This window comes from Pseudomonas sp. HMSC063H08 (assembly GCF_001813645.1).
GTDB lineage: Bacteria > Pseudomonadota > Gammaproteobacteria > Pseudomonadales > Pseudomonadaceae > Pseudomonas > Pseudomonas aeruginosa.
Genome location: NZ_KV813441.1, coordinates 68,378 through 89,251, shown reverse-complemented (window position 1 = coordinate 89,251; position 20,874 = coordinate 68,378). Strand labels below are relative to the sequence as shown.

At 65.3% G+C, this 20,874-nt stretch carries 18 protein-coding genes; 3 read left to right on the top strand and 15 right to left on the bottom strand.

The window, feature by feature from the left end:
- Positions 1–14: 14 nt before the first annotated feature.
- From HMPREF2924_RS15160 to rpsU, 5 genes are all read right to left on the bottom strand, one after another.
- A complete protein-coding gene (locus tag HMPREF2924_RS15160) occupies positions 15–3,752 on the bottom strand; it encodes a bifunctional diguanylate cyclase/phosphodiesterase (RefSeq protein WP_003129195.1) in 3,738 nt (1,245 codons plus the stop codon).
- Between the two features lie 106 nt (positions 3,753–3,858).
- Positions 3,859–5,712 (bottom strand): RNA polymerase sigma factor RpoD, encoded by a 1,854-nt coding sequence (gene rpoD / locus HMPREF2924_RS15155; RefSeq protein WP_003085035.1) that lies wholly within the window; start codon positions 5,710–5,712, stop codon positions 3,859–3,861.
- 79 nt (positions 5,713–5,791) lie between these two features.
- The gene (dnaG, locus tag HMPREF2924_RS15150; RefSeq protein WP_003121834.1) at positions 5,792–7,786 is read right to left on the bottom strand and encodes a DNA primase; all 1,995 of its coding nucleotides are present in this window, start codon (positions 7,784–7,786) and stop codon (positions 5,792–5,794) included.
- An 82-nt stretch (positions 7,787–7,868) separates the two neighbouring features.
- Positions 7,869–8,318 (bottom strand): GatB/YqeY domain-containing protein, encoded by a 450-nt coding sequence (locus HMPREF2924_RS15145; RefSeq protein WP_003085042.1) that lies wholly within the window; start codon positions 8,316–8,318, stop codon positions 7,869–7,871.
- Positions 8,319–8,387: 69 nt separating this feature from the next.
- On the bottom strand, positions 8,388–8,603 hold the full coding sequence (rpsU, locus tag HMPREF2924_RS15140; protein WP_003085057.1) for a 30S ribosomal protein S21: 216 nt from the start codon (positions 8,601–8,603) through the stop codon (positions 8,388–8,390).
- 200 nt (positions 8,604–8,803) lie between these two features.
- Here rpsU and tsaD point away from each other — a divergent pair, with 200 nt between their 5' ends.
- Positions 8,804–9,829, top strand: a complete 1,026-nt coding sequence (gene tsaD / locus HMPREF2924_RS15135) for a tRNA (adenosine(37)-N6)-threonylcarbamoyltransferase complex transferase subunit TsaD (RefSeq protein ID WP_003129196.1) — start codon at positions 8,804–8,806, stop codon at positions 9,827–9,829.
- Positions 9,830–9,907: 78 nt separating this feature from the next.
- On the opposite strand, the gene plsY is transcribed toward tsaD, so the two are convergent.
- On the bottom strand, positions 9,908–10,477 hold the full coding sequence (gene plsY, locus HMPREF2924_RS15130) for a glycerol-3-phosphate 1-O-acyltransferase PlsY (protein WP_003085061.1): 570 nt from the start codon (positions 10,475–10,477) through the stop codon (positions 9,908–9,910).
- Between the two features lie 83 nt (positions 10,478–10,560).
- Here plsY and folB point away from each other — a divergent pair, with 83 nt between their 5' ends.
- The gene (gene folB, locus HMPREF2924_RS15125; RefSeq protein ID WP_003099587.1) at positions 10,561–10,914 is read left to right on the top strand and encodes a dihydroneopterin aldolase; all 354 of its coding nucleotides are present in this window, start codon (positions 10,561–10,563) and stop codon (positions 10,912–10,914) included.
- The gene (gene folK / locus HMPREF2924_RS15120) at positions 10,905–11,447 is read left to right on the top strand and encodes a 2-amino-4-hydroxy-6-hydroxymethyldihydropteridine diphosphokinase (protein WP_003085067.1); all 543 of its coding nucleotides are present in this window, start codon (positions 10,905–10,907) and stop codon (positions 11,445–11,447) included. The genes folB and folK overlap by 10 nt, the downstream gene beginning before the upstream one ends.
- Here folK and HMPREF2924_RS15115 read toward each other — a convergent pair.
- The 9 genes from HMPREF2924_RS15115 to rsmA all read right to left on the bottom strand — a co-directional run bounded on the left by HMPREF2924_RS15115 (position 11,420) and on the right by rsmA (position 20,870).
- A complete protein-coding gene (locus HMPREF2924_RS15115; protein ID WP_003099584.1) occupies positions 11,420–12,652 on the bottom strand; it encodes a multifunctional CCA addition/repair protein in 1,233 nt (410 codons plus the stop codon). The two genes, folK and HMPREF2924_RS15115, sit on opposite strands and share 28 nt — an antisense overlap.
- A gap of 43 nt (positions 12,653–12,695) precedes the next feature.
- The gene (locus HMPREF2924_RS15110; RefSeq protein ID WP_003085071.1) at positions 12,696–13,202 is read right to left on the bottom strand and encodes a DUF4136 domain-containing protein; all 507 of its coding nucleotides are present in this window, start codon (positions 13,200–13,202) and stop codon (positions 12,696–12,698) included.
- Between the two features lie 94 nt (positions 13,203–13,296).
- Positions 13,297–14,850, bottom strand: a complete 1,554-nt coding sequence (locus HMPREF2924_RS15105; RefSeq protein ID WP_003085073.1) for a SpoVR family protein — start codon at positions 14,848–14,850, stop codon at positions 13,297–13,299.
- Positions 14,847–16,118 (bottom strand): YeaH/YhbH family protein, encoded by a 1,272-nt coding sequence (locus HMPREF2924_RS15100; RefSeq protein ID WP_003099579.1) that lies wholly within the window; start codon positions 16,116–16,118, stop codon positions 14,847–14,849. The genes HMPREF2924_RS15105 and HMPREF2924_RS15100 overlap by 4 nt, the downstream gene beginning before the upstream one ends.
- A gap of 100 nt (positions 16,119–16,218) precedes the next feature.
- Positions 16,219–18,141 (bottom strand): PrkA family serine protein kinase, encoded by a 1,923-nt coding sequence (locus tag HMPREF2924_RS15095; protein WP_003085078.1) that lies wholly within the window; start codon positions 18,139–18,141, stop codon positions 16,219–16,221.
- A gap of 278 nt (positions 18,142–18,419) precedes the next feature.
- Positions 18,420–18,752, bottom strand: a complete 333-nt coding sequence (gene glpE, locus HMPREF2924_RS15090) for a thiosulfate sulfurtransferase GlpE (RefSeq protein ID WP_003099577.1) — start codon at positions 18,750–18,752, stop codon at positions 18,420–18,422.
- A gap of 43 nt (positions 18,753–18,795) precedes the next feature.
- Positions 18,796–19,647 (bottom strand): symmetrical bis(5'-nucleosyl)-tetraphosphatase, encoded by an 852-nt coding sequence (locus HMPREF2924_RS15085; RefSeq protein WP_003113213.1) that lies wholly within the window; start codon positions 19,645–19,647, stop codon positions 18,796–18,798.
- On the bottom strand, positions 19,647–20,027 hold the full coding sequence (gene apaG, locus HMPREF2924_RS15080) for a Co2+/Mg2+ efflux protein ApaG (RefSeq protein ID WP_023124802.1): 381 nt from the start codon (positions 20,025–20,027) through the stop codon (positions 19,647–19,649). The genes HMPREF2924_RS15085 and apaG overlap by 1 nt, the downstream gene beginning before the upstream one ends.
- 36 nt (positions 20,028–20,063) lie before the next feature.
- Positions 20,064–20,870: a 16S rRNA (adenine(1518)-N(6)/adenine(1519)-N(6))-dimethyltransferase RsmA gene (gene rsmA / locus HMPREF2924_RS15075; protein WP_003085087.1), complete on the bottom strand. Its 807-nt coding sequence runs from the start codon at positions 20,868–20,870 to the stop codon at positions 20,064–20,066.
- Positions 20,871–20,874 lie beyond the last annotated feature (4 nt).

Genomic DNA, 20,874 nt, shown 5'->3' with positions numbered 1-20,874 from the left:
AGAAGGTCGGCGGATTATACCGGCGCTTCTCGGGGAGCGCCAATCGGCTGGCGCGGTTTGAGGAATTTGCTGGCGAACAGCTCGGCGGGCAGCGGCGGGCTGAGGACGAAGCCCTGGATCTGCTCGCAGCCTTCGTGGGTGAGGAAGCTCTGCTGGCCTTCGGTTTCCACGCCTTCGGCGATCACCGTGAGCTGCATGCTGCGGCCGAGGGCGATGATGGCGCGGGTGATGGCGGCATCGTGGGGATCGTCGGGGAGGCCGCGGATGAACGACTTGTCGATCTTCAGGATGTCCAGCGGCAGGCGCTTGAGGTAGCTGAGCGAGGAGTAGCCGGTGCCGAAGTCGTCGATCGCCAGCTGTACGCCGAGGCGCTTGAGGCCGTGGAGGACGGCGAGGGCCTCCTCGGTCTGGTTCATGATGAAGCTCTCGGTGATTTCCAGTTGCAGCCGCGACGGTTCCAGGCCGGACTGCTCCAGCAGTTGCTCGAGGCGTTCGATCAGTTGCGGCTGGCCGAGCTGGGCGCCGGCGAGGTTGACCGACAGCGGGCCGAACGGCGCGTGCAGCTTTTGCCATTCGCCCATCTGCTGGCAGGCGTGTTCCAGCACCCAGTCGCCGAGGGGCAGGATCAGGCCGCAATCCTCGGCGAGGGGGATGAAGCGCTCCGGGGAAATTTCCCCGAACAGCGGATGGTACCAGCGCACCAGTGCCTCGGCGCCGACCAGCAAGCCGCTCTCCAGGCTCAGCTTGGGTTGGTAGTAGAGCTGCAACTCGTCGCGCTCGAGGGCGCGGCGCAGTTCGGTTTCCAGCGCCATGCGCTCGGTGGCCAGGTAGGTCAGTTCGCGGGTGTAGTACTCGATGCGGCTGCGGCCCCGCGACTTGGCGCGGTACATGGCGGCGTCGGCATTCTTCACCAGGGTCGGGGCGTCGTCGCCGTCCTTGGGGAACAGGGCGATGCCGACGCTGGCGCTGACGAAGAATTCATGACCGTCGGCCTGGAACGGCGCGGTGAAGGCATTCAGCAGCTTGCGCGCGACGTGCTCGGCGTCGCTTTCCTGGTGCAGGCCTGGGAGCAGGATGATGAATTCGTCGCCCCCCAGGCGGGCCACGGTATCGACGTCGCGCAACTGGTCGCGCAGGCGTTCGGCGATGGCCTTGAGCAGCAGGTCGCCGATGGGATGGCCGAGGCTGTCGTTGATGTGCTTGAAGCGGTCCAGGTCGATGAACAGCACGGCGCCGGGACGGCTCTCTTCGCGGGCCTCGTCGAGGGCGTGATTGAGCCGGCTCTCGAACAGCAGGCGATTGGGCAGGCCGGTGAGCGGATCGTGGTGGGCCTGGTAGTCGAGCCGGGCCTGGGCGTACTTGAGGGTGGAGATATCGGCGAAGACGCCGACGAAGTGGGTGATCTCGCCCTGCGGATTGTGTACCGCGCTGATGGTCAGCCATTCGGGGTACAGCTCGCCGGTCTTGCGTCGGTTCCAGATCTCGCCCTGCCAATGCCCGTCGCGTTCCAGCTGGTTCCACATGGCGAGGTAGAAGCTGGAGTCGTGTTGTCCGGAGGAGAGCAGGCTGGGCGAGCGTCCCAGCGCCTCCTGCTCGCTGTAGCCGGTGATCTCGCTGAAGGCGCGGTTGACCGCGGTGATGCGTTGGCGGGTATCGGTGATCATCACGCCTTCGGCGGTGCTTTCGAAGACGGTGGCGGCCTGCTGCAGCTTCTCCTGCATGAGCTGGCGCTCGGTGATATCGCGGGCGATGGTCAGCACGCAGTCCTCGCCATCGATGCTGATCCGGTGGGCGGACATCTCGCACTGGCGGATGCCACCGTTGCGGTCCCGTACAGGGGCGGTGAAGCCCTGGGTCAGGGTGTGGTGGCGTACCAGCGAGATCAGGCGCTTGCGGTCCTCGGTGTCGACCCACAGGCCGAGTTCGAGCGTGGAGCGGGAGATGACCTCGTCGCGGCGGTAGCCGGTGAGACGGGTGAAGCCTTCGTTCACGTCGATCAGCGTGCCGTCTTCGAGGCGGCTGATCAGCAGACCGTCGGGGTAGGCATGGAAGGCGTTGGCGAACTTCTCCTCGGAGATCCGCAGCAGTTCCTGGGTCTCCACCAGGTGGGTGATGTCGCGGATCACCACCACCAGCGCCGGGGTCTGGTCGAGGGCCACGTGCTGGGCGCTGAGCAGCGCGCTGAAGGTACTGCCATTGCGGCGCCGCAGGGGCACCTCGAGGTTGGTCAGGTTGCCGTGGCCGAGCTTTTCCAGGACCTGCGGGCCCAGGCCGGGGAGTGCCCAGATGCCCAGTTCGGTGGCGGTCTTGCCGATGGCGTCGTCGGCGGCGATGCCGATCTGCTGCTCGAAGGTGTTGTTCACCGCGAGGAAGCGGCCGTCGGCGCCATTGGCCAGTACCACCATGTCCGGGCAGTGGTGGAACACCGAAGCGAACTTCTGTTCGGACAGGCGCATGGCCTGCTCGGTGAGCTTGGCCTCGGTGATGTCGATCATCAGACCGCGCAGGAGCAGGTCCCGGCCTTGCGTGATCGGGGTGACCAGATCGCGAATCCAGACCACCCGGCCGTCGGCGGCGAGCATCCGGTAGTCGAAGCTGTGGTCGCGTCCGGCCTGGCTTTCGCTCATGCAGTAGTGGATGGCGTACTCGGCGTCCATGGGGTGCAGGGTCCGCTGCCAGAAGCCCGGCTGCAGCCATTCGCCGAGGGGATAGCCGAGCAGGCGTTCGGCGTGGGGCGAGACGTAGGTGAAGCGGTTCTCCTCGAGGCGCATTTCCCAGGCGATGGCATTCAGGCTTTCCACCAGTCCCCGGTAGTGCTGTTCGCTGTCGCGCAGTTCGCGCTCCAATTGCCGCCGGCGTCTCACCTCGCGGCGCAGGCGGCGGTTCATGGCCAGCAGTATGGCGACCGAGACCAGGATCAGCAGGACGATGGGAAGGCCGTAGGTCGCCATCTCGCGCCAGGCCGGACGTCGGTCGAGCAGGCCGCCGACCCAGGGGGCCTGGAGTCGCTCGATCTCCTCGGCGCTGAGGTCGGCGAGGACCTTGTCGACGATCCCGGCGAGGATCGGTTGTCCGCGCGGCACGGCCATCGCCAGTTGGTAGCGGTATGGCGTCTCGCCGCTGATCTCCAGGCCGTTGAGCTTGAGCTGGCGGAGGTTCCATACGCTGGAGGCGAAGTCGCCGACGAAGGCGTCGGCCTGGCCGGTGGCCAGCGCCTGCAGGGCTGCCGCTACCGAAGGCAGCGGCAGCAGGGTGAGGTCGGGATGCTGGGCGATCAGCAGTTCGTGAGGAGCATAGTGGTCGACCACCGCGACCTTGAGTCCGTAGAGCTCGTCGATGCGCTTCGGCATCGGGCCGTTCTTGCGTGCCAGGATGATGATCGGGAAGTCCAGGTAGGGCCGGGTGAAGCTCAGATACTCCTGGCGCTCCGGGGTAGCCATGATGCCGGGCAGCAGGTCCAGCCGACCGTCCTTGGCCTGCTCCAGGACCTGCGTCCAGGTCTTCGGTTCGACAGGCGTCAGGCTGACGCCCAGGCGTTCCTGCAGCAGGCTGACGTAGCCGGCGGCGAGTCCCTGGTAGCGGCCCTGTTCGTCGCGGAACTCGAATGGCGGCCAGGAGGTGTCCACGCCCAGGCGGATGCTCGGGTGCTCGGCCAGCCAGGCCCGTTCCTCGGGCGTGAGCGTGAGGGCGCCGGCCAGCCCCGGCCAGCAGCAGGCCAGACACAGGAGAAGCACGGCCTGCAGACGCTGCATGAGGCGGTCTCGCGGTGGACGGGAATATAAGCGGAAGTGTAGACGCCGGGCGGCGGGGCAAGCGGCAAAGAAAAACCCCCGGTTTTTCAGGCCGGGGGTTCGTTCGTCACTCGTCGAGGAAGGAGCGCAGGTGCTCGCTTCGCGACGGATGGCGCAGCTTGCGCAACGCCTTGGCTTCGATCTGGCGGATCCGCTCGCGGGTCACATCGAACTGCTTGCCGACTTCCTCGAGGGTGTGGTCGGTGTTCATGTCGATGCCGAAGCGCATGCGCAGCACCTTGGCTTCCCGGGCAGTGAGGCCGGCGAGGACTTCGCGGGTGGATTCCTTGAGGCTCTCGCTGGTCGCCATCTCGATCGGCGACTGCATGGTGGAGTCCTCGATGAAATCGCCCAGGTGCGAATCTTCGTCGTCACCGATCGGGGTTTCCATGGAGATCGGCTCTTTGGCGATCTTCAGTACCTTGCGGATCTTGTCCTCAGGCATGTCCATGCGCTCGCCAAGCTCTTCCGGGGTGGGCTCGCGACCCATTTCCTGGAGCATCTGGCGGGAGATGCGGTTGAGCTTGTTGATCGTCTCGATCATGTGCACCGGGATGCGGATGGTGCGTGCCTGGTCGGCGATCGAACGGGTGATCGCCTGGCGAATCCACCAGGTGGCGTAGGTAGAGAATTTGTAGCCACGACGGTATTCGAACTTGTCCACCGCCTTCATCAGGCCGATGTTGCCTTCCTGGATCAGGTCGAGGAATTGCAGGCCGCGGTTGGTGTACTTCTTGGCGATGGAAATCACCAGGCGCAGGTTGGCCTCGACCATTTCCTTCTTCGCCCGGCGAGCCTTGGCTTCGCCGATCGACATCGCGCGGTTGATTTCCTTGATCTCGGCGACGGTCAGCTCGACCTCGCTTTCCAGGGCCGCCAGCTTCTGCTGGTTGCGCAGGATGTCGTCGCGCAGGCGCTCAATGGCCTCGGCGTACTTCGGCTTGCTCTTCAGGACGCTGTCGACCCACTTCTCGTCGGTCTCGTGGTTCGGGAACAGGCGCAGGAAGTCGGCACGCGGCATGCGCGCGTCACGCACGCAGAGCTGCATGATGGCGCGTTCCTGGGCGCGCACGCCTTCCAGGGCGGAGCGCACGCGGGCGACCAGGGCGTCGAACTGCTTGGGCACCAGCTTGATCGGCATGAACAACTCGGCCAGGCCGGTGAGTTCGGCGGTGGCCTGCTTGCTGCCGCGACCGTGCTTCTTCAGGGCCTTCTTGGCCTTGTCGAGCTGCTCGGAGACCGCGGTGAAACGCAGGCGGGCTTCTTCCGGATCCGGACCGCCGTCGCCTTCGTCGTCGCTGTCGCTGCTGTCGTCGCTTTCTTCTTCCTCGTCGTCCTTCTCTTTCGAGTCGGCGGAATCGTCCTTCAGGTTGACCGGCTCCACCTCTTCGGCGGGCAGGCTGCCGTCATCGGGATCGATATAGCCGCTGAGGACGTCGGAGAGGCGACCGCCTTCGGCGACGATGCGATTGTAGTCGGCCAGGATGCTGTCCACCGTGCCCGGGAACTGGGCGATGGCGCTCATCACTTCGCGGATGCCTTCCTCGATGCGCTTGGCGATTTCGATCTCGCCTTCGCGGGTCAGCAGTTCCACGGTACCCATTTCACGCATGTACATGCGCACCGGGTCGGTGGTGCGACCGATGTCGCTTTCCACCGCGGCCAGGGCCGCTGCGGCTTCTTCCGCTGCGGCTTCGTCGGTATCCGCCTCGGCCAGCAACAGGGCATCCGCATCCGGGGCTGTCTCGAATACGTTGATCCCCATGTCGTTGATCATGCGGATGATGTCTTCCACCTGTTCCGGATCGGAAATATCCTCCGGCAGGTGGTCGTTGACCTCCGCGTAAGTCAGGTATCCCTGCTCACGGCCTCGGGCGATCAACTCTTTCAGACGAGATTGCTGTTGCGCTTTTCCGGACATAACACCCTATCCACTGAAGGTCTTGGCGGGCAAAAAATAAGCAGAGGATTATACCTGATGCCTGGGCTGAGGCGCCAGTTCAGCTCTGGGAAGGCGATGAAGCGGCAACACTGTAGTGCTCTCTGAGCAAGGCTTTCTCTTCATCGGTCAGTTCACTGTAGCTCTTCTGCATGACGCTGCGTAAACGCTCCTCCCGCTCGCCGAAACGCTGGCTCTCGGAGAGTTTAGTAATGGTGTCGAAGAACTGCTTTTCAAGGTTCTCCTGGACGATCAGCCACTCCTTCTCGCCCAGGGCCTGCAGCAGGCGGCCCTGGGGCGTGCCGTGCCAGCGCGCGATGAGTTGCATCGAGCTCTGCCGCGGGTTCTTCTGCAGGGCTTCCAGCAGGGACACCAGCAACTGGGCGTAGGTATCCTGCTCCCTGGCGAGGGTGCCCGCATCGTCGACCTTCAAGGCCAACTGCGGATGATGCAGCAAGGTGCGCAGGGCGTTGAGGGTGGTGGACTCCACGCTGACCGGCGTTCGTTGCGGAGCCTTGAAGTCGCCGCGGCCGCCTTTGTCCCACTTCTTCTTGCCATCCCACTTCTTGCCGTCCCAGGGCTTCTTGTCCTTGTTCCAGCTCTTGCGCGGTTGCGCCTCGCCATAGCCTGGCGCAGCGTCGAACGGCGCATGGGAGGGCTCGTTCTCGTAGTAGGCGCTGGCGGCGAAATAGTCGTCGCCGTCCAAGACGCCGCTCGCTCCGTGGTCCATGGACGACGGTGGCGGGCTGTGGTGCGCCAGTTGTCCGATGTTTTCGCCGGACAGGCCGGTGATTTCCGACAGACGTTGCCGCATCAGCAGGCGCAGGTTGTTCCCGGGAATCTTCTCCAGCAGCGGCGCGGCGAGGGTCGCCAGGTGGGCCTTGCCTTCCAGGGTGGCGGGGTCGGCCTCCAGCATCAGTTGCTGGAAGAAGTACTCCGCCAGCGGCTGGGCCTGCTGGGTGATGCGTGCGCGGAAGGCATCCTCGCCCTCGGCGCGTACCAGGCTGTCCGGGTCCTCCCCCTCGGGGAGGAACAGGAAGCGCACGCGCTTGCCGTCCTGCAGGTTCGGCAGCACCGACTCCAGGGCGCGCCAGGCCGCCTTGCGGCCGGCCTGGTCGCCGTCGAAACAGAACAGGATGCTCGGTACCAGGCGGAACAGGCGCTTGATGTGTTCCTCGCTGGTCGCCGTGCCGAGGGTCGCCACCGCGTTGCGGATGCCTTGCTGGGCCAGGGCGATGACATCCATGTAGCCCTCGACCACCATGATCTCGTCGAGGTCGCGATTCTTCTGCCGGGCTTCGTAGAGTCCGTAGAGTTCCTGGCCCTTGTGGAAGACCGGAGTCTCCGGGGAGTTCAGGTACTTCGGCTTGTCGTCGCCGAGCACCCGGCCGCCGAAGGCGATGATCCGCCCGCGGCTGTCGCGGATCGGGAACATCACGCGATCGCGGAAGCGGTCGTAGCGCTTGCCGGTGTCGCTGTTCTCCACCAGCAGGCCGGCGTCGAGCATGGCCTTGAGTTGCAGGTTGTCGCCACCCAGGTGCTTGAGCAGGTTGTCCCAGCCGGGCGGGGCGAAACCGAGGCCGAAGTCGCGGGCGATCTCGCCGGTCAGGCCGCGGCCCTTCAGGTAGTTCACCGCGGCCTTGCGCGCCGGGTGGCTTTTCAGCGCCTGCTTGTAGAACTCGGCGGCGGCGCTGAGCAGCGGGTAGAGCGGCGAGTCGGTCGGCTGGCGCGGCGTGTGCCCGCGTCCGCCGCGTTCCTCGCGCGGCACGTCCATGCCGGCGCGCTTGGCCAGTTCCTCGACCGCCTGGGGGAACTCCAGCTGGTCGTGGTCCATGACGAAGCCGAGCGCGTTGCCGCCGGCGCCGCAGCCGAAGCAGTAGTAGAACTGCTTGTCCGGGCTGACGGTGAACGAGGGAGTCTTTTCCTTGTGGAACGGGCAGCAGGCGCTGTAGTTCTTGCCGGTTTTCTTCAGCTGGATGCGCGAACTCACCACCTCGACGATGTCGGTGCGGTTCAGCAGGTCATCGATGAAGCTTTGCGGAATCAGGCCGGCCATGGTGTTCTCGAAAACGACGGCGCGTGGGCGCAGAGCGGCAGCATAGCAATTATCGCCGGGCCGATCAGGCCGGCGCGGTGTTTCAGGAGGAGAGGCGCGCCTTCAGGCGCTGGCTGACCTGTGCCATGTCGACGCGACCCTGGACCTGCGGTCGCAGCAGGTTCATCGCCTTGCCCATGTCCTGCGGACCCTGGGCGCCGCTGTCGACGATGCTGCGCTCGATCAGGGCGTCGATCTCATGGTCGTCCAGGGGCTTGGGCATGAAGTCCTGGAGCACGAGGATCTCGGCGGCCTCGACCTCGGCGAGGTCCTGGCGGCCGGCGTCGCTGAACTGGCGCTGGGCGTCGCGGCGCTGCTTGATCATCCGGTCGAGGATCAGCAGGGCTCGGGCGTCATCCACCTCGATGCGTTCGTCGACTTCGACGCGCTTGATGTCCGCGAGGGCCAGGCGCAACGTGGTCAGCCGCGGCTTGTCCTGGGCGCGCATGGCGACCTTGACGGCGTCGAGGAGGCGGGATTTGATTTCGCTCATGGCGGAAAGCCGAAAGCCCGGCCGGGGCCGGGCTGAGGCACGATCACTGACGCGTGGGCGTCGAGTGGATCAGTACAGGCGCTCGCGACGGCGCTGTTCGCGCTGTACTTTCTTCGCGTGGCGCTTCACTGCGGCAGCGGCCTTGCGCTTGCGCTCGGCAGTGGGCTTCTCGTAGAACTCGCGGCTGCGAACTTCAGCCAGTACACCTGCTTTTTCGCAGGAGCGCTTGAAACGACGCAGGGCTACGTCGAAGGGTTCGTTCTCTTTTACTTTGACGGCTGGCATCCAGGTCGTACCTTCACTGATTACCGGGGGTTGAACGTACTCCGGCAAGGTGGCGCGGATACGTCGGTTTTCAAGGGTTGCGGATATTAACGGTTCGGCCGGAGGAATGCAAAGCCTCCGATCGAAAAACACTGGTCTGGCGCAAAGCCGCCGATTATCATGCGCGGCTTCGTATTTGCCAAGCTCTAAGGCTCAAGCCCATGCGCGTGCTGGGACTGGAAACGTCCTGCGACGAAACCGGCGTCGCCCTTTACGACAGCGAACGCGGCCTGCTGGCCGACGCGCTGTTCAGTCAGATCGACCTCCATCGCGTCTACGGCGGCGTCGTGCCCGAGCTGGCCTCGCGCGACCACGTCAAGCGCATGCTGCCGCTGATCCGCCAGGTGCTCGACGAGTCCGGTTGCACGCCGGCGGATATCGACGCGATCGCCTATACCGCCGGCCCCGGCCTGGTCGGCGCCCTGCTGGTGGGGGCCTCCTGTGCCCAGGCGATGGCCTTCGCCTGGGGCGTGCCGGCGGTCGGCGTGCACCACATGGAAGGGCACCTGCTGGCGCCGATGCTGGAAGAGCAGCCACCGCGGTTCCCGTTCGTCGCCTTGCTGGTTTCCGGCGGTCACACCCAGTTGGTGCGGGTGGACGGCATCGGTCGCTACCAGTTGCTTGGCGAATCGGTGGACGATGCCGCCGGCGAAGCCTTCGACAAGACCGCCAAGCTGATCGGCCTGGGCTATCCCGGCGGTCCGGAAATCGCCCGCCTGGCGGAGCTCGGCACTCCTGGCCGCTTCGTGTTCCCGCGGCCGATGACCGATCGCCCCGGCCTGGACTTCAGCTTCAGCGGGCTCAAGACCTTTACTCTGAACACCTGGCAGCGTTGCGTCGAGGCCGGCGACGACAGCGAGCAGACCCGCTGCGACATCGCCCTGGCGTTCCAGACCGCGGTGGTCGAGACCCTGCTGATCAAGTGCCGTCGCGCCTTGAAGCAGACCGGCCTGAAGAACCTGGTGATCGCCGGCGGTGTCAGCGCCAACCAGGCGCTGCGCAGCGGCCTGGAAAAGATGCTCGGCGAAATGAAGGGGCAGGTGTTCTACGCCCGCCCGCGCTTCTGCACCGACAATGGCGCGATGATCGCCTACGCCGGCTGCCAGCGCCTGCTCGCCGGCCAGCATGACGGCCCGGCGATCAGCGTCCAGCCGCGCTGGCCGATGGAGTCGCTGCCGGCGGTCTGAGTGGCCGCCAGGGCGCAGTCAGGCAGGTGTCGATGACGCAGCTGGGCCAGACTGCATGAAGTTTTTTCCTTTTATGGATTAGAAATGCCGTTCGCGGCCGGCGAATAGATCGCGTAAGTTGGCGCGGTGCCGCCAGACGATCAGGCCGGTCAGCACGGTCATCGGCAGCAGCGCTCCGGGCTGCTGCCAGGCCAGCAACGGCAGGGTCAGCGGGGTGGCCACCAGCGAGGCGAGCGAGCTGGTGCGCGACAGCTTGAAGGTCAGCAGCCAGGCCGCTGCGGCCAGCAGTACGGCCGGCGGATAGAGGCCGAGGAGCATGCCCGCGGCGGTGGCGACACCCTTGCCGCCGCGGAAGTTGAAGTACAGCGGATACAGGTGGCCGATCACGGCGGCGATGCCGACCCAGGCCTCCTCCATCACGCCGAGCCCCAGCCAGCGGGCGACCAGCACCGGCAACAGGCCTTTGCCGACGTCGCCGAGCAGGGTCAGGATGGCGAGTTTCTTCCCGGCGACGCGCAGCATGTTGGTCGCGCCGGGGTTGCCGGAACCGCTGGCGCGCGGGTCCTGGGTGCCGAACCAGCGGCTGAGCAGGACGGCGAAGGAGAGGGAACCGAGCAGGTAGGCGAGGATCGCCAGTAGCCAGACCATGGATTCCACCGAGGACGAGGATGTCCTCGATTCTAACGGGGCGGCGCACGCTTGTCGTGGCATCCCTTGGAGCGGGTAGCGAAGTGGACAGAGTTTTTATCGAAGGCTTGGAGGTCGATACCGTCATCGGCGTGTACGACTGGGAGCGCGGCATCCGTCAGTGCCTGCGCCTGGACCTGACCCTGGGCTGGGACAACCGTCCGGCCGCCGCGGGCGACGATCTCGCCCTGGCGCTGGACTATGCCGCGTTGTCCGAGCGGGTGCAGGAATTCGCCCGGGAATCGCATTTCCAGTTGGTGGAAACCTTCGCCGAGCGCCTCGCCGAGGTACTGATGGGCGAGCGCGGCATTCCCTGGCTGCGCATCCGCGTGACCAAGCCCGGCGCGGTGCCGGCGGCCCGTGGCGTTGGCGTGGAGATCGAACGCGGATGTCGCTGATCCCGGTCTACCTCGGCCTCGGCAGCAATGTCGAGCGTGAGCGCCACCTGCATGCCGGCCTCGATGCGCTGGCCGGTTTCCTTCATGACCTGCGTTGCTCGCCGGTGTTCGAGAGCGAGCCGGTGGGTATCAAGAGCGGGCCGTTCTTCAACCTGGTGGTGTCTGCCCGCACCGATCTGCCGCTGGCCGAACTGAGCCTGCGACTCAAGCACATCGAGGCCGACAATGGCCGCTATGCGCCAGAGCGCAAGGGGCTGCCGCTGGATATCGACGTGCTGTTCTACGGCGACCTGGTGGGCGATTTCGATGGCCTGGTGCTGCCGCGCGCCGAAGTGCTGAAGAACGCTTTCGTGCTCTGGCCCTTGTCCGAGCTGGCGCCGAACCTGGAGCATCCGGTCGCCCGCCAGCCGCTGGGCGATCTCTGGCGCGAGGCGAGGATCCAGCAGAAGCTCTGGCCGGCGCCATTCGAATGGCGTGGCCAGGCGTTGACTCCCGAAGCGCTGCTTCAGGCCTTTCCGCGTTCTTCCTTGTAGGCCTTGAGTGCGGCGAGGCGCGCACGCTTCAGCGCCTCGCCCAGTTCCGCGCCCTTCAAGCCCTTTTCCACCAGCGGCTTCACGCTGACTGCCCGCGCTGCCTGCGCCGCGCCGAGCAGGTAGGCGGCCTGCGGATAGTCCCGCTGTTCCAGGCCGAGGCGGCCGCGCGCGTCCATCTCGCTGGCGGCGACGAACTCCTCGAAACGCTGCGGGCGGCGATACACGTCGAAGCTCTGCAACAGCTCCAGCAGTGTATTCGGGCGCAGCTCCAGCGCCCGGTGGGCATGGGTGTGGTACTCGCCCACCAGGCGCGCCAGTTCCTGGCAGTCGCGCGGCACCCTGAAGCGCTGGTTCACCGCATCGATCAACGGCACGCCGCGAGCCTCGTGGGCGATATGGCGGGGCCAGTCCGCTTCGCTGGTGAGTCCCTTGCCCAGGTCGTGCAGCAGGCAGGCCCAGCGTACGCTGAGCGGCTGCCGGTGGCGGGCGCATTGCTGCAATACCGACAGGACATGGACGCCGGTATCGATTTCCGGATGGTGGGCCGCCGGCTGCGGTACGCCGAATAGCGCCTCGACTTCCGGGATCAGTTCGGCCAGGGCGCCGCAGTCGTGCAGGACCTGGATGAAGACCTCGGGGTTGGGTTCCATCAGGGCGCGGGAAATTTCCTTCCAACTGCGCTCCGGGGTCAGCGCCTGCAACTCGCCGGATTCCGCCAGTTGGCGCATCAGGGCGAGGGTTTCGGCGGCGACCCGGAAGCCCAGGCCGGCGTAGCGGGCGGCGAAGCGCGCTACGCGCAGGACCCGCAGGGGATCCTCGGCGAACGCCGGGGAAACGTGGCGCAGCAGGCGCGCCTCGAGGTCGGCCTGGCCGCCGTAGGGGTCTATTACCCGGCCCTGTTCGTCCTCGGCCATGGCGTTGATGGTCAGGTCACGGCGAGTCAGGTCTTCCTCCAGGGTCACCTCGGGGCTGGCATGGAAGGTGAAGCCGCCGTAGCCGCGCCCGCTCTTTCGCTCGGTGCGCGCCAGGGCGTATTCCTCGCCGCTCTGCGGATGAAGGAAGACCGGGAAGTCGGCGCCCACCGGGCGGTAGCCGCGGGCGAGCATCTCGTCGCTGCTGGCACCGACCACCACCCAGTCGATATCGGTGACCGGACGGCCGAGAAGGCGATCGCGCACGGCGCCGCCGACCTTGTAAATCTGCATGGGAATCCTCCGCGTGATAGGCGGAAGTCTACCCCAGGGTGTCCTAGCGGGCGCGTGGAAGCTGCCGGAGCAGGGCGCCGACCGCCAGTTCGAGCTGTTCCGGATTGGCCCTGGCGGGGCTGAGGCCGGTGCTTACCATACCTTCCCAGAGAACGCGCTCCTCCAGGTCGACCAGGCGCACGCGCAATGTCCCGGTTTCGTCGCGCAGGCGGTGGATCGCCAGATAAGGCCCCATGCCGGATGTGGGCGGAAGGTCGGGGCGGAACTCCAGCGGTGCGTCGCGTAGCGCCAGCCAGTAGTAGACGCGGAATTGCGGGGTAGCGCTCTCGTGGTAGCCGTGGGCCGCCAGTCCCTGGCGCAGCTCTGCGTTTATCAGCGGATAGCGGTTGCGGTAGGGAAGGGCGTCGACCGCCTGTTCCGGCGGCATCAACTGGAAACCTTGCAGGCCGGGCAGTCCGGCGCTGGCCGGATGGGTCACCCGGGCGCTGGGGATGTGGCTGGCGCAGGTGGCCAGGACGAGGCAGAGCAGGACGATGGCGAACAGGCGCATGGCGGCTCCCGTGGACGGCCGGCTTCTTGTTCTGCTGTGGGTGGCCCCGACCGTGCCGGCATGCTGGCCGGCGGTCGGGGCGGACGTCAACCGATCAAATGGGCGGGATGATCAGGTCCAGGCGCGGGTAGCCTTCCTCGCCCTCGCTGGCGCCCTTGGGCGGCATGTGGTGGGTCTGCACGAGCTGGTCGCCCTGCAGGGTCTCCAGGTGGATATCGAAGCCCCACAAGCGATGCAGGTGCTTGAGCACGTCGGCGGTGGAGTCGCTCAGCGGCTGGCGGTCGAACTGCTGGTGGCGCAGGGTCAGCGAGCGGTCGCCGCGACGGTCGACGTTCCAGATCTGGATGTTCGGCTCGCGGTTGCCGAGGTTGTACTGCGCCGCCAGGGTCTCGCGGATGGTGCGGTAGCCGGCTTCGTCGTGGATCGCCGCGACCAGCAGGTCGTCCTTCTGGTCGTCGTCGAGAATGCTGAACAGCTTCAGGTCGCGAATCACCTTGGGCGAGAGGAACTGCAGGATGAAGCTTTCGTCCTTGAAGCTCTTCATGGCGAACTTCAGCGTGGCCAGCCAGTCGCTGCCGGCGATATCCGGGAACCAGCGGCGGTCCTCGTCGGTGGGATCCTCGCAGATGCGGCGGATGTCGCGGTACATGGCGAAGCCCAGGGCGTAGGGGTTGATGCCGCTGTAGTAGGGGCTGTCGAAGGACGGCTGGTAGACCACGCTGGTGTGGTATTGCAGGAACTCCATCATGAAGCCGTCGTTGACCAGGCCTTCGTCGTAGAGATCGTTGAGCAGCGTGTAGTGCCAGAAGGTCGCCCAGCCTTCGTTCATCACCTGGGTCTGGCGTTGCGGGTAGAAATACTGGGCGATCTTGCGCACGATGCGGATCACCTCACGCTGCCAGGGCTCCAGCAGCGGCGCGTTCTTCTCGATGAAGTAGAGGATGTTCTCCTGCGGCTCGCTCGGATAGCGCGCCATGGATTGTTCCTTGTCCTTGCCGCCGACGCGCGGGATGGTCCGCCAGAGGTCGTTGACCTGGCGCTGGATCAGTTCCTCGCGCTCCTTCTGCCGCTGCCGCTCCTCTTCCGCGGAAATCGGGTAGGGCCGCTTGTAGCGGTCGACACCGTAGTTCATCAGGGCGTGGCAGGAGTCGAGCAGGTCTTCCACCGCGTCGATCCCGTAGCGCTCCTCGCACTGCATGATGTACTGCTTGGCGAACACCAGGTAATCGATGATCGAACTGGCATCGGTCCAGGTGCGGAACAGGTAGTTGCCCTTGAAGAAACTGTTGTGCCCGTAGCAGGCGTGGGCGATCACCAGCGCCTGCATGCACTGGGTGTTTTCCTCCATCAGGTAGGCGATGCAGGGGTCGGAGTTGATCACGATCTCGTAGGCCAGGCCCATCTGGCCACGCTTGTAGTTCTTTTCCGTGCTGAGGAAGTGCTTGCCGTAGGACCAGTGGTTATAGCCGATCGGCATGCCCACCGAGGCGTAGGCGTCCATCATCTGCTCGGCGGTGATCACCTCGATCTGGTTCGGATAGGTATCCAGGGCATAGCGTTCGGCGATCCTGCTGATTTCCCGGTCGTACTGCTGGATCAGCTCGAAGGTCCATTCCGAGCCGGTGGCGATGGGCTGGCGCTTGCTCATGCGACGAGCCTCCTCTGGAACAGCTCGCGGAACACCGGGTAGATGTCCGATGCCGAGACGATCTGCTGCTGGGCGAAGCTGTCTTCGAAGGCTTCGCGCACGCGCTCGTACTCGAACCACAGGGCCTGGTGTTCGCGCGGGGTGATCTCGACGTAGGTGTAGTACTGGACGAACGGCATGATCTGCTTGAGGAGGATGTCCCGGCACACCGGCGAGTCGTCGTTCCAGTTGTCGCCGTCCGAGGCCTGGGCGGCGTAGATGTTCCACTCATGGGTCGGATAACGCTCGGCCATGATCTCCTGCATCATCTTCAGCGCGCTGGAGACGATGGTGCCGCCGGTCTCGCGGGAGTAGAAGAACTCCTCCTCGTCGACCTCGCGGGCGCTGGTGTGGTGGCGGATGAACACCACTTCGATCTTCTCGTAGTTCCGCTTGAGGAACAGGTAGAGCAGGATGAAGAAGCGCTTGGCGATGTCCTTGGTCGCCTGGGTCATCGAGCCGGAGACGTCCATCAGGCAGAACATCACCGCCTTGGAGGTGGGGTTGGGCTGCTTGACCAGCAGGTTGTACTTGAGATCGAAGGTGTCGAGGAACGGCACCCGGTCGATGCGCGCGCGGAGCTTGGCGATTTCCAGCTCGAGTTCCTGGATATCGCCGAGGTTGTCCGGCTCTTCGCGCTTGATCCGCTCCAGTTCCTTCAGCGCCGCGCGCAGCTTGGCCCGGCTGCCGCCGGACAGCGCGATGCGCCGCGCATGGGCCGAGCGCAGGGTGCGGACGATGTTGATGCGCGACGGGTTGCCGTCGTTGCTGATGCCGGCGCGGACGGTCTTGAAGGTGTCGGTGCCGGTGATGTGGCGCTTGACCAGGTTGGGCAGCTCCAGGTCCTCGAACATGAAGTCGAGGAATTCCTCCTGGGTGATCTGGAAGACGAAGTCGTCCATGCCTTCGCCGCTGTTGCTGGCCTTGCCGCCGCCGCGGCCGCCCCCGCCGCCGGATGGGCGGGCGATGTGCTCGCCGGCGGTGAATTCCTTGTTGCCGGGGTGGACGACGGTCTGCCGCCCGCCGCGGCCATGGTGCAGCACCGGTTCGTCGATATCGCGCCCGGGAATGCTGATCTGCTCGCCGTGCTCCATGTCGGTAATGGAACGCCGGCTGACGGCCTCCTCGACGGCCTTCTTGATGTGTTCACGGTAGCGCCTCAGGAAGCGCTGGCGGTTCACCGTGCTCTTGTTCTTGCCGTTCAGACGCCGGTCGATGACGTAGCTCATGAATGCTCCTCAGGGCCTGTGGCGCCCCGCCGGAGCGGAGGCGCCGAGGTCCGAATGCGACGGCGACCGGTACGGTCGCAGCGACCGTACCGATGGCAGACTACTGCGACTTGCGAACCCGCAGGTACCATTCCGACAGCAGGCGGACCTGCTTCTCGGTGTAGCCGCGCTCGACCATGCGTTTGACGAAGTCGTTGTGCTTCTGCTGGTCCTCCTTGCTGGCCTTGGCGTTGAAGCTGATGACCGGAAGCAGGTCCTCGGTGTTGGAGAACATCTTCTTCTCGATCACTACGCGCAGCTTCTCGTAGGACAGCCAGCTCGGGTTCTTGCCGTTGTTGCCGGCGCGGGCGCGCAGCACGAAGTTGACGATCTCGTTGCGGAAGTCCTTCGGGTTGCTGATGCCGGCGGGTTTCTCGATCTTCTCCAGTTCCTCGTTGAGAGCGGCGCGGTTGAGGATCTCGCCGGTTTCCGGGTCGCGGTATTCCTGGTCCTGGATCCAGAAGTCGGCGTACAGCACATAGCGGTCGAAGATGTTCTGACCGTATTCGCTGTAGGACTCCAGGTAGGCGGTCTGGATTTCCTTGCCGATGAACTCGACGTAGCGCGGCGCCAGGTATTCCTTGATGAAGCGCAGGTAGCGCTCGCGGGTTTCCGGCTGGAACTGTTCCTGCTCGATCTGCTGTTCGAGGACGTAGAGCAGGTGCACCGGGTTGGCCGCTACCTCGTGCGGGTCGAAGTTGAATACCTTGGAGAGGATCTTGAAGGCGAAGCGGGTGGAAAGCCCGGCCATGCCTTCGTCGACCCCGGCCGAGTCGCGGTATTCCTGGATCGACTTGGCCTTGGGATCGGTATCTTTCAGGTTTTCGCCGTCATATACCCGCATCTTCGAGTAGATATTCGAGTTTTCCGGCTCTTTCAGCCTCGACAGCACGGAGAACTGCGAGAGCATCTTCAGGGTGTCCGGCGCGCAGTGGGCATGCGCCAGCGAGCTGTTGACCAGCAACTTGTCGTAGATCTTGATCTCGTCCGCCACGCGCAGGCAGTACGGCACCTTGACGATGTAGATGCGGTCGATGAAGGCCTCGTTGTTCTTGTTGTTGCGGAAGCTGTGCCATTCCGACTCGTTGGAGTGAGCCAGAATGATGCCGCTGTAGGGCAGGGCACCGAGGCCTTCGGTGCTGTTGTAGTTGCCTTCCTGGGTCGCGGTCAGCAGCGGGTGCAGGACCTTGATCGGGGCCTTGAACATCTCGACGAATTCCATCAGGCCCTGGTTGGCCCGGCAGAGGGCGCCCGAATAGCTGTAGGCGTCCGCGTCGTTCTGCGGGTATTCCTCCAGCTTGCGGATGTCGACCTTGCCGACCAGCGCGGATATGTCCTGGTTGTTCTCGTCGCCGGGCTCGGTCTTGGCGATGGCGATCTGGTTGAGGATCGAGGGGTACAGCTTGACCACGCGGAACTGGCTGATGTCGCCGCCGAACTCGTTGAGGCGCTTGGTTGCCCAGGGCGACATGATCGAGCGCAGGTAGCGCCTCGGGATGCCGTAGTCCTCCTCGAGGATGGCGCCGTCTTCGTCGGGGTTGAACAAGCCCAGCGGCGACTCGAAGACCGGCGAGCCCTTGATCGCGTAGAAGGGCACCTTCTCCATCAGTTGCTTGAGTTTTTCCGCCAGGGAGGATTTACCGCCGCCGACCGGGCCGAGCAGGTAAAGGATCTGCTTCTTCTCCTCCAGGCCCTGGGCCGCGTGGCGGAAGAACGCGACGATCTGGTCGATGCATTCCTCCATGCCGTGGAAGTCGGCGAACGCCGGGTAGCGGCGAATCACCTTGTTGGAGAAGATCCGCGACAGCCTGGAGTCCACCGAGGTGTCCAGCAACTCCGGCTCGCCGATCGCCATCAGCAGGCGCTCGGCGGCGGAGGCATAGGCTGTCTTGTCTTGCTTGCAGAGGTCGAGATATTCCTGGAGGGAATATTCCTCTTGGCGGGTCGCTTCGAAGCGTTCCTGGAAGTGACTGAAAATGCTCATGACGTCTCCTCGCTCGATGCAGTGAGCCGGCGCGGGATCGGTCGTGCGGGTGCGGGGGGGCCGCCAGCCAGGCCGGCGAGAATCCCCCAGACTCCGTCGCTGCACGGTGCTTCCCTTTCCGCCAGCGCTCCTAACGGTCACAGCCGATGGCCCGGAAGCCGGTGTGCCGGCTCTCCCCTGTTTTGGATGGCCTGAGGAAAAGAATAGTTCGTTCTGGACGGAGTAAAGGAAGAAAGGCGAGAGAAGTTACAGTTTTTTTGGCGGGGTAGCGGCGCGGCCTACTCCGCTTCGCCGCTGCTGGTATCCGCGGGATAGACGCTGCGCCATAGCTCGAAGCCGCCGTCGAGGCTGTAGACGTCGCTGAAGCCCTGCTGGATGAAATAGGCGGCGGCGCTCTGGCTGGAGTTGCCGTGGTAACAGACCACCACCAGCGGAGCGTCGAGGTCGGCGGCGGCGATGAAGTCCGCCACCGAGTGGTTGTCGATGTGCCGCGAGCCGCTGATATGGCCGACAGCGAAGCTCTGCGGGTCGCGGATGTCGACCACCTGGGCGCCGTTTTCGCGGAGCTGGCGGGCCTGTTCGGGGGCGATGCGCTGGAAGGTGTCGCTCATGTCGGGGTACCTGTGTACAGGGCGTCCACCGGACGCCGGGGATTCATGCGGGCGTGGCGGCGGGTCTGGCCGGCGCGCGCTGTTCGGCGCAATCGCAGCTCAGGCGTTCGCCGCTGTCGACGTTCAACAGGGTCATCCGCGCGCCCCAGACGCAGCCGGTATCCAGGGCGAACAGGCCGGGCTCGTCGCAGTGGCCTTCGAGGGCCGCCCAGTGGCCGAAGATGATCTTCTCGCCGCGAGTCTTGCGCGAAGGGAAGCTGAACCAGGGGGCGTAGCCGGGCGGTGCGGTGTCGAGGCCTTCCTTGCTCTTCAGGTCGAGCTTGCCATCTTCGGTGCAGAAACGCATGCGGGTGAAGTAGTTGGTGATCACCCTCAGGCGATCGATGCCATGCAGCTTCTTGTCCCACTTGGCCGGCTCGTTGCCGTACATGCCGTCGAGGAACAGCGGCAGGCGCTGGTCGTCGCGCAATGCTTGCTCCACCTCGGCTGCGCGCAGGCGGGCTTTTTCCAGGCTCCACTGCGGGGGGATGCCGGCATGCACCAGGGCGACCTTGCGTTGTTCGTCGTAGTGCAGCAGCGGCAGGCGACGCAGCCAGTCGAGCAGTGGCTCGCGGTCCGGCGCCTCGAGGATTTCCCGCAGCGTGTCGGACTTCTTCAGGCGCTCGGACTTGTGCGCCACCGCCAGCAGGTGCAGGTCGTGGTTGCCCAGGACGCTGACCACCGACTCGCGCATGGCATAAAGGAAGCGCAGCGTCTCCAGGGACTGCGGGCCGCGGTTGACCAGGTCGCCGACCAGCCACAGGCGGTCCTTGGCCGGGTCGAAGGCGACGCGCTCCAGCAGGCATTTCAGGGGATCCAGGCAACCCTGCAGGTCGCCTACCGCGTAGACCGCCATCAGTGCAGCGCTCCCGGTACGGCCAGGCGAAACACCGGGATCGCGGCGTCGAAGGCGATTCCGTCGCTGCCGAGCATCTGATAGCTGCCGCGCATGCTGCCGACCCGGGTCGCCAGCACCGTGCCGCTGGTGTAGGTGTGTTGCGCGCCGGGGGCGATCAGCGGTTGCTCGCCGACCACGCCGGCGCCGCGAACTTCCTGGGTACGGCCGTCGCCGTCGGTGATGATCCAGTGGCGCGACAGCAGTTGGGCCGGAACCTCGCTCTGGTTCTCGATGGTCACCGTGTAGGCGAAGGCGAAACGGTTCTGCTCCGGGGCGGACTGTTCCGGAAGGTAGCGGGTGTCGACCCTGACGTTGACCTGGTGCTGGGTATCGCTCATACGGCTTGCCTGATTCCTGACGAGTGTCTCACCAGACTAACGATTGCCTGGCAGCTCGGCCAGCCGGTTGGCCAGGCGGACGAATGCGGCCAGGTCGAGTTGTTCGGGACGAAGGGTCGGATCGACCTCTGCGGCCTCGATGTCCTCGACGCTCAGGAGAGGCTTGAGGGTGTTGCGCAGGGTCTTGCGGCGCTGGTTGAAGGCCTCGCGGACCACCCGTTCGAGCAGTTTCGGGTCGCGTGCCGGATGGGGCGGCTCGGCGAAGGGGGTGAGACGGACGATGGCCGAGTCGACCTTGGGCGGCGGGTTGAACGCGCCGGGGCCGACGTTGAACAGGTGCTCCACCCGACAGTGATACTGGACCATGATCGAGAGCCGGCCCCAGTCTCCGCCGCCCGGCGTGGCCGCCAGGCGCTCGACCACTTCCTTCTGCAGCATGAAGTGCATGTCCTCGATCACCGGCGCGTGCTCCAGCAGATGGAAGATCAGTGGCGTGGAGATGTTGTAGGGCAGGTTGCCGACCACTCGCAGCTTCTCGCCGCTCTCCACCAGCGAGGTGAAATCGAACTTGAGGGCGTCGCCCTGGTGCAGGCTGAAGCGCGACTCGAGGCCGAATTTCAGCTTCAACAGGGGGATCAGGTCCTGGTCGAGCTCGATCACGTCCAGGCGTGCGCCGCTGCCCAGCAGTCCCTCGGTCAGGGCGCCCTGGCCCGGGCCGATCTCCAGCAGGCGCTGACCCTCGCGGGCATGGATGGCACGGAGGATGCGGTGAATCACCCCGGCATCGTGCAGGAAGTTCTGGCCGAAGCGCTTGCGCGCGCGGTGTTGGTAAAGCTCGGACATTGGA

What these genes read in the sequence shown, in the direction of transcription:
- rpoD (WP_003085035.1), bottom strand. Translation starts at nt 5,712, where the DNA reads ATGTCCGGAAAAGCGCAACAGCAATCTCGTCTGAAAGAGTTGATCGCC.
- glpE (WP_003099577.1), bottom strand. Translation starts at nt 18,752, where the DNA reads ATGAGCGACACCTTCCAGCGCATCGCCCCCGAACAGGCCCGCCAGCTC.
- folK (WP_003085067.1), top strand. Translation starts at nt 10,905, where the DNA reads ATGTCGCTGATCCCGGTCTACCTCGGCCTCGGCAGCAATGTCGAGCGT.
- plsY (WP_003085061.1), bottom strand. Translation starts at nt 10,477, where the DNA reads ATGGTCTGGCTACTGGCGATCCTCGCCTACCTGCTCGGTTCCCTCTCC.
- HMPREF2924_RS15145 (WP_003085042.1), bottom strand. Translation starts at nt 8,318, where the DNA reads ATGAGCGAAATCAAATCCCGCCTCCTCGACGCCGTCAAGGTCGCCATG.
- dnaG (WP_003121834.1), bottom strand. Translation starts at nt 7,786, where the DNA reads ATGGCCGGCCTGATTCCGCAAAGCTTCATCGATGACCTGCTGAACCGC.
- HMPREF2924_RS15105 (WP_003085073.1), bottom strand. Translation starts at nt 14,850, where the DNA reads ATGAGCAAGCGCCAGCCCATCGCCACCGGCTCGGAATGGACCTTCGAG.
- HMPREF2924_RS15085 (WP_003113213.1), bottom strand. Translation starts at nt 19,647, where the DNA reads ATGGCGGTCTACGCGGTAGGCGACCTGCAGGGTTGCCTGGATCCCCTG.
- rsmA (WP_003085087.1), bottom strand. Translation starts at nt 20,870, where the DNA reads ATGTCCGAGCTTTACCAACACCGCGCGCGCAAGCGCTTCGGCCAGAAC.
- HMPREF2924_RS15100 (WP_003099579.1), bottom strand. Translation starts at nt 16,118, where the DNA reads ATGAGCTACGTCATCGACCGGCGTCTGAACGGCAAGAACAAGAGCACG.
- apaG (WP_023124802.1), bottom strand. Translation starts at nt 20,027, where the DNA reads ATGAGCGATACCCAGCACCAGGTCAACGTCAGGGTCGACACCCGCTAC.
- rpsU (WP_003085057.1), bottom strand. Translation starts at nt 8,603, where the DNA reads ATGCCAGCCGTCAAAGTAAAAGAGAACGAACCCTTCGACGTAGCCCTG.
- HMPREF2924_RS15115 (WP_003099584.1), bottom strand. Translation starts at nt 12,652, where the DNA reads ATGCAGATTTACAAGGTCGGCGGCGCCGTGCGCGATCGCCTTCTCGGC.
- tsaD (WP_003129196.1), top strand. Translation starts at nt 8,804, where the DNA reads ATGCGCGTGCTGGGACTGGAAACGTCCTGCGACGAAACCGGCGTCGCC.
- HMPREF2924_RS15110 (WP_003085071.1), bottom strand. Translation starts at nt 13,202, where the DNA reads ATGCGCCTGTTCGCCATCGTCCTGCTCTGCCTCGTCCTGGCCACCTGC.
- HMPREF2924_RS15160 (WP_003129195.1), bottom strand. Translation starts at nt 3,752, where the DNA reads ATGCAGCGTCTGCAGGCCGTGCTTCTCCTGTGTCTGGCCTGCTGCTGG.
- HMPREF2924_RS15095 (WP_003085078.1), bottom strand. Translation starts at nt 18,141, where the DNA reads ATGAGCATTTTCAGTCACTTCCAGGAACGCTTCGAAGCGACCCGCCAA.